Origin of the sequence: Kangiella sp., from assembly GCF_014762745.1 — a bacterium.
Classification (GTDB): Bacteria; Pseudomonadota; Gammaproteobacteria; order Enterobacterales; family Kangiellaceae; genus Kangiella.
In genome coordinates this window covers 1-6,549 of the sequence record NZ_JABURJ010000127.1, presented here as the reverse complement: position 1 = coordinate 6,549, position 6,549 = coordinate 1, and the positions used below count along the sequence as shown (strand labels likewise).

The 6,549-nt window shown below is 46.9% G+C and carries 6 protein-coding genes; 2 read left to right on the top strand and 4 right to left on the bottom strand.

The window, feature by feature from the left end; translation table 11 throughout:
* Positions 1-93 precede the first annotated feature (93 nt).
* Positions 94-2,589: an FtsX-like permease family protein gene (locus HUJ19_RS11295; RefSeq protein WP_290624303.1), complete on the bottom strand. Its 2,496-nt coding sequence runs from the start codon at positions 2,587-2,589 to the stop codon at positions 94-96.
* The gene (locus tag HUJ19_RS11290; RefSeq protein WP_290624302.1) at positions 2,589-3,305 is read right to left on the bottom strand and encodes an ABC transporter ATP-binding protein; all 717 of its coding nucleotides are present in this window, start codon (positions 3,303-3,305) and stop codon (positions 2,589-2,591) included. Before HUJ19_RS11290 ends, HUJ19_RS11295 begins: the two co-directional genes overlap by 1 nt.
* A gap of 49 nt (positions 3,306-3,354) precedes the next feature.
* On the opposite strand from HUJ19_RS11290, the gene HUJ19_RS11285 reads away from it, so the two are divergent.
* Together HUJ19_RS11285 and HUJ19_RS13080 are read left to right on the top strand one after the other, a co-directional pair.
* Positions 3,355-3,990: an arylesterase gene (locus tag HUJ19_RS11285; protein WP_290624301.1), complete on the top strand. Its 636-nt coding sequence runs from the start codon at positions 3,355-3,357 to the stop codon at positions 3,988-3,990.
* Positions 3,991-4,304: 314 nt separating this feature from the next.
* A complete protein-coding gene (locus HUJ19_RS13080; RefSeq protein WP_367274011.1) occupies positions 4,305-4,367 on the top strand; it encodes a palindromic element RPE4 domain-containing protein in 63 nt (20 codons plus the stop codon).
* 75 nt (positions 4,368-4,442) lie between these two features.
* Here HUJ19_RS13080 and HUJ19_RS11280 read toward each other — a convergent pair whose 3' ends face one another.
* Positions 4,443-5,117, bottom strand: coding sequence for an OmpW family outer membrane protein (locus HUJ19_RS11280; protein ID WP_290624300.1), 675 nt, complete (start codon positions 5,115-5,117; stop codon positions 4,443-4,445).
* Between the two features lie 197 nt (positions 5,118-5,314).
* Positions 5,315-6,535 carry an aspartate aminotransferase family protein gene (locus HUJ19_RS11275; RefSeq protein ID WP_290624299.1) on the bottom strand — a complete coding sequence of 407 codons (1,221 nt, stop codon included), beginning with the start codon at positions 6,533-6,535 and terminating at the stop codon, positions 5,315-5,317.
* Positions 6,536-6,549: the final 14 nt, after the last annotated feature.

The window sequence follows — 6,549 nt, the reverse complement described above, 5'->3', positions numbered from 1 at the left end:
GCCCATTCCTTTTTTATTATTAACAATCTTTAATGGTCACTGTCTAGACTTTTTTAACAGCCGTGGCTAAAAAGACCATTTTAGATGAATTTTTTACAATTGCCTGAGCACCTGATGCGCAGGCTGTTTTAATAAGCTTTTCAAGCCCCACCAGCCAGCGACACAGATAAAGGCCATGGCGCTCAGCGGCACCCATAACCAGAACCAGGGATGCAGTACTGGCTCAATATCCAGAGCTTCCTGATACAGGACGGAGACTAACACTTCTCCACCAATCACGCCAAGAATTCCGGAGAAGAGTCCCAACAAAGCCAACTCAGACAATAAAGTCATGCGAATAAACTTGGTCTGTGCACCCAGCGTCTTCAACAATGTAGAGGACAGGACTCGCTCTTCTTTGCTTGCCTGCAACACCGCGTATAACACGGCGATACCTGCCAGCAACACGAACAGCATAATAAACTCAACGGCAGCAGTAACCTGATCAAGTATGGTTTGCACCTGTTCCATAATCACATCCAGTTCGATAATAGTCACCGTCGGCATTTCGCGCAAAATAGTATTCAGAGTACTTTTCTTTTCCAGCGGCAAATGAAAACTGGTGATGTAGGTCGCCATATTTTCATCCAGCGCACCTGGCTCAAAAATCATGAAGAAATTTGGCTGAAACGAATCCCACTGAATTTCACGGAAGCTGGTGATCTTTCCCTTAACATCAACGCCACCAATTGAAAACTCAAACACATCACCAATATCAACACCAAGGCGACTGGCCAGGTTTTGATCGATGGATAATTGATACACGCCATTTTCATCTGGTTGGTGAGCACCATCCCACCACTCGCCTTTAACGACTTTATTTGCCTCAGGAATCTCCTCAACCCAGGTCAAATTAAGCTCGCGACGAAGTGAGCCGTCATTCTGCGCTTCTTCTGAAACAGCTTCTTCAATCGGCTTACCATTAAGACCTGTCACACGGCCGCGTACCATTGGGTAAATTCCCGCGGTTTCCACATTCTGTTCGGCAAGAATATTTTCAAGGTTAGGAACTTCTGTTGATTGAACATTGATCAGAAAATGATTCGGCGCATCATCCGGCAGTTGGCTTTGCCATTCGCTTAACAGCTCACTCCGAATCAATACCGTCGATAGCATGATGATGAAAGCCAGACCGAATGCAGTAATTTGACTGATAGTAAAGGCTGGGTAGCGTTTTAATTGGCCGAGCCCATAACGAACAGCAGTTGAGCCGCGTTTGCCAATCCAGATACCAACCTTAAAAATCAACCAGGCCATCAGGCGTATAATGATAAAGGCCACCAAAGCTACGCCCAGCAAGATTGCCACCAGCTTTAATGAGCCACTTTGCCACCACATCAAAAACGCCATGGTAAATATGGCTAATAGGTAAATAAGCCAGCTGGAAACGGGTTGTGGCACCATCTCTTTGCGTAACACACGCAACGGCGACACTCGTGCGATCTGGAAAAATGCAGGCAAAGCAAAGCCAATCAACACCACCAGACCGCTTAAGCCACCAGCGATTACCGGCGCCCAGTTAATCGGCACCATAGGCTTCGGCAAGAAATCTGCAAACTGAACAATTATGACTTGCTGCACCAGTAAACCCAGTGCGACACCAAGCGCTGAACCAATCAAACCCATGATCATTAGCTGCGACAAATACAGTCGATTGACCTGCGCTATCTGCATACCAAGACAACGATAAATTGCTGCATAGTCATAATGACGACGACTGAAGCGCCCCGCGGCCACGGCGATGGCAACACCTGCTAAGACCACCGAAATCAAGCTGGCCAGACGCAGGAAAGTTTCCGCACGTTCAATCGAAGCCTGCAACGCAGGAGTACCTTCTTTGCCACCGGTTAAACGCTGGGTTTTATTCATTTGCGGCTTTACCCAGTCGATAAAACTTTCACGAGGCTGAATATCACCGGCAATGAATAAGGTATAAGAAACGCGGCTGCCCGGCTGAATGATATTGGCACGATCAACATCGGCCTGATTGATATAGACTTTCGGTGCGACATTAAACATTTCGCTGGCCTGACCCGGGCCGCCCACAATCACACCGGCAATGGTTAATTGAATCGAACCGAAATCGACTTTATCGCCTTTTTCTGCGCCTAAAACCGCTAGGACACGCGGCTCAACCCAGACCGTCCCCTGTTCAGGTTGTGCCTGCATGGTCTGCCCGCGAGTAAAGGGCTTGTCGGCAATTTCGAACTCGCCTTTAAGTGGGAATTTACCACCCAAAGCTGTGACATTGACCAGCTGAAACTCATCCCCTTTAGCCAGAACTGTTGAGAAGCCAGTTGATTCGGTCAGCTCCAATCCGTCATTGCGTCCTTTATTGAGCCAGTCCTGCTCAATGGGTCGCGGTGATCTCAAGGTATAATCAGCGCCTAAAAATTCGCTACTCTGCTCGCCCATGGCTCGATGCGTCCGATCAGTAATGGTGCCAATCGCCACCATCGCCATCACGGCGATCATCAACGCAAAAAATAAAACCTTAACCTCGCCCGACTGCCAGTCACGTCGGAATAAACGCCATGCCATCCCCCGCATTATGCCGTCTCCGCCGTTTTTTCCTGCTGGTAGGACTGATTGACGCTATCCTCAATCACTTTACCCGCCTCAAGGCGCACCAGCCGCTGGCAACGTTCTGCCAATCGATCATCATGAGTCACCAGCACCAAAGTTGTGCCAAGCTGTTTGTTCAGATCAAAAATCAGATCAATAATCTTTTCACCATTGGCAGTATCCAGATTTCCAGTGGGCTCATCAGCAAACAGAATTTTCGGTTCCGAGGCGAAAGCCCGGGCAATTGCCACACGCTGCTGCTCGCCGCCAGATAGTTGATGCGGATAATGGTTTAATCGTTCAGCAAGCCCTACCTTCTCCAACAGCTCTTTGGCTTTCTTTTGGGCATTCTTATCCTCTTTTAGCTCAATCGGTAGCATCACATTCTCAAGTGCGGTAAGACCAGGCAATAAATGGAACGACTGAAAAACAAAGCCCACATATTGAGCTCGAACAGCCGCCCGCTCATCCTCGGATAATTTATGGATGGGATGTCCGGCAAGCTCTACTTGCCCTTCGGATGGAGTATCCAGCCCAGCAAGTAAAGACAATAAGGTTGACTTACCAGAACCAGAAGCACCCACAACCGCTACACTATCGTGTTCATTTACGGTTAAACTTACCTCCGATAGAATGGTCAGAGATTGTTCAGGCAGTTTGACGGTTTTCGTTAAATTGTTGGTTGTTAACATTTTATTCATTGCTCATTGATACCATTGAGTCACAAAAAATTAACCTAAGCATATCATTATGAAGATGAAATTGGCGTGGATTTTGTTTCTAGTTGTTGCGGTCTTTAATGTCGCTGCGACAGCAAAAGCGCAAGAAAAACCGACTATACTTGTTCTTGGCGATAGCCTTAGTGCTGGCTACAACATTGATGTTGAACAGGGCTGGGTCGAACTACTCAATCAAAAACTACAACAGGAAGGCTACCCGCATACAGTAATCAACGGCAGCATCAGTGGCGACACAACCACTCAGGGCTTGTTGCGCCTGCCTACCCTGCTTGAACAACATGAGCCAGAAATAGTCATCATCGAACTTGGTGGCAACGATGCTCTACGCGGAACAGCGCCTAATGCCATCAAACGTAACCTTGGCAAACTGATCGACACCAGCAAACGCTCAGGCGCGGAAGTGTTGCTGTTAGGCATCCAAATCCCACCCAACTACGGCCAACGCTATGCACAGGCCTTCTTCGACAATTATGCTCAGCTGGCCAATGAAAAAAAGGTGAAACTGGTTCCTTTCTTTTTAAAAAACGTTGGTGGTAATGATGAATTGATGCAGGACGATGGCATTCACCCCAATGCAAAAGCACAGCCTATCTTGCTACACAACATCTGGCCACAACTGGAAACACAAATAAAAAATGCAGGTTAGGTTTAATCACCTATCAGTCTTATTGCCCTTATTACAGAGCAAACTATCTAACTAATCTGCATTATTAAACAGGTAGCACCTTTAAAACTCCCCTTATATTGAGCTAAGACACGTACAAAATATAGCAATCAAAATCGTGGATGATTTTGATAAGAATTTTCAGCACAGGGATGTGATGTAAATTCTGGTGCGTTAAGTATTTTGGGAGTGGCGCAGGGAGTCACGCGAAGCGTGGCCTCAATATCGGGGTGTCGTTTCTTTTGGTTCCTTTTCTTTGGACAAGCAAAGAAAAGGAACTCGCTGAGTAGCGAAACATTGGGGTAAGGAATGAATCAAAATCACTGGATACCGTGGTTAAACCACGGTATGACGTATAAAAAATGCCGGCTAGCATCACGTCAAACCGGCATTCCACTCTCAACTAAATTGGCGAAAGTTCTACCCCTTGGGTGCTAGAATCGCCAGGCGAAACCCACCATGGCCACCCATGGATCAATCTGAACATCAACTGTTGTTGCTGTTGCACCATTCACTTTAACGTCTGCTTCAGTATCAATATCGATATACCAGACTGCTGTATTAAAGTAGAAGTTGTCGCTGATTTTCCAATCAGCGCCCACCTGTCCTGCCAGACCAAATGAATCATCCAGTTCCAACTTTACATCATTGGTGCTTAGTGCCGCTTTAAGTTCTGGAGATGCTTTTTCCTCGAAAAACTTGGTGTAGTTAACGCCTAGACCAAAATAAGGACTGAAATCGTCAGTGCCAAACTCAGGATAATACTGGAACGAAACAGTCGGTGGTAAGTGTTTGGTTTCACCAATTGGCAAACCCGCTAAATCGCCAGAACCATCTATATCATGCTTGAATGGCAAAGCCGCTAAAACTTCCAAGCCCCAGTTATCACTTAGCATCCAGGTGCCGCTAAAGCCCAGACCTGTCGCCGAATCGACGGTAACGCCATCATTCGCACCCAACACATTAGAACTCTCGTCGTTAGGGCTAACATGAGCCGCGCCCACGCGCAAAATGAAGTCGCCTTCTTTGTGTGCCAAAGCATCAAAAGCTGTTAAAGATAATACCGCACCAACCGCAACAGCAGTTGCTGATTTGATAAGTTGTTTCATGGTGAATTTCCTTCTTTGTTTAAGACGCAACAAAGATAATCCACCCATGATATGAGAGCTTGACCTGGATCAATGGTTACAACCCAGCAACTCATGAGTTAATCATTTATTGATCGGGATCAAGTTGTAACAGATACAAAAAAGCCCCGACTTGAGCGGGGCTTTTTCTTTAGAGGTTTGTCTATAGAGCTTTTTAATTAAGCAATTGAGGCGACCGCTTTTTCAAAGCGGTTTAGGCCGTCTTCAATTTCTTCATCAGTGATGTTTAGTGCTGGCGCTAAACGTACTACGTTCATGCCTGCAACCAGAACCATCACGCCATGCTGCCAACCGGCTTCGATGAACTGGCGGGCTTTGCCTTGCCATTTTTCATTCAGCACTGCGCCGAGTAATAAACCGCGGCCGCGGACGCTTGAGAAGACGTCGTATTTCTTGCCGATTTCTTCCAGGCGAGCAACGATTTTGGCTGATTTATCGAGTACTGATTGCAACATTTCAGGTGTGTTGATGGTGTCGAATACTGCGTTGGATACAGCACAACCTAATGGGTTACCGCCGTAAGTGCTGCCGTGTGTACCTAGTACAAAGCTGGCTGCAATTTTGTCGGTCGTTAGCATGGCGCCAATTGGGAAGCCGCCGCCCATGGCTTTTGCAGTGGTTAAAATGTCTGGAGTCACGCCCATGCCCATGTAGGCATACAAGTGTCCGGTACGGCCTACGCCGGTTTGCACTTCATCAAACACTAATAGTGCATTGTGCTTATCGCATAAGGCACGCGCGCCTTTTACAAATTCTTCAGTCGCCGGAATAATGCCGCCCTCGCCTTGTACTGGCTCCATCACTACCGCACAGGTTTTGTCTGAAATGATCGCTTCCAAAGATTGCAGATTGTTATATTCCGCATGAGAAATGCCGCCCGGCAATGGCTCGAATCCTTCGGTGTATTTCGGTTGACCACCGACACAAACGGTAAACAAAGTACGACCATGGAAGGACTGCTTAAAGGAAATGATTTCACTTTTCTCAGGACCAAAATTATCGTGCGCATATTTACGCACTAATTTAAACGCTGCTTCGTTGGCTTCACCGCCAGAGTTAGCAAAGAAGACTTTATCAGCAAAAGTTGCTTTGGTCAGTTTATCTGCCAGCTCCAACGCTGGTTTGTTGGTAAAGACGTTACTTAGATGCCAGATCTTGTCTGCCTGGTCTTTTAGCGCTTTAACCAGCACCGGATGATTATGACCCAGGGCGGTTACTGCAATGCCACCAGCAAAATCCACATAATCGTTGCCGTCCTGATCCCAGACACGTGAACCATCGCCACGCTCAGGGATAATCGAAGCTGGATTATAGTTTGGGACCATCACTTCGTCGAAAGTCGCGCGAGTATAATTTGAATGTGCAGAATTATCAGACATAAAACACCTTAAGC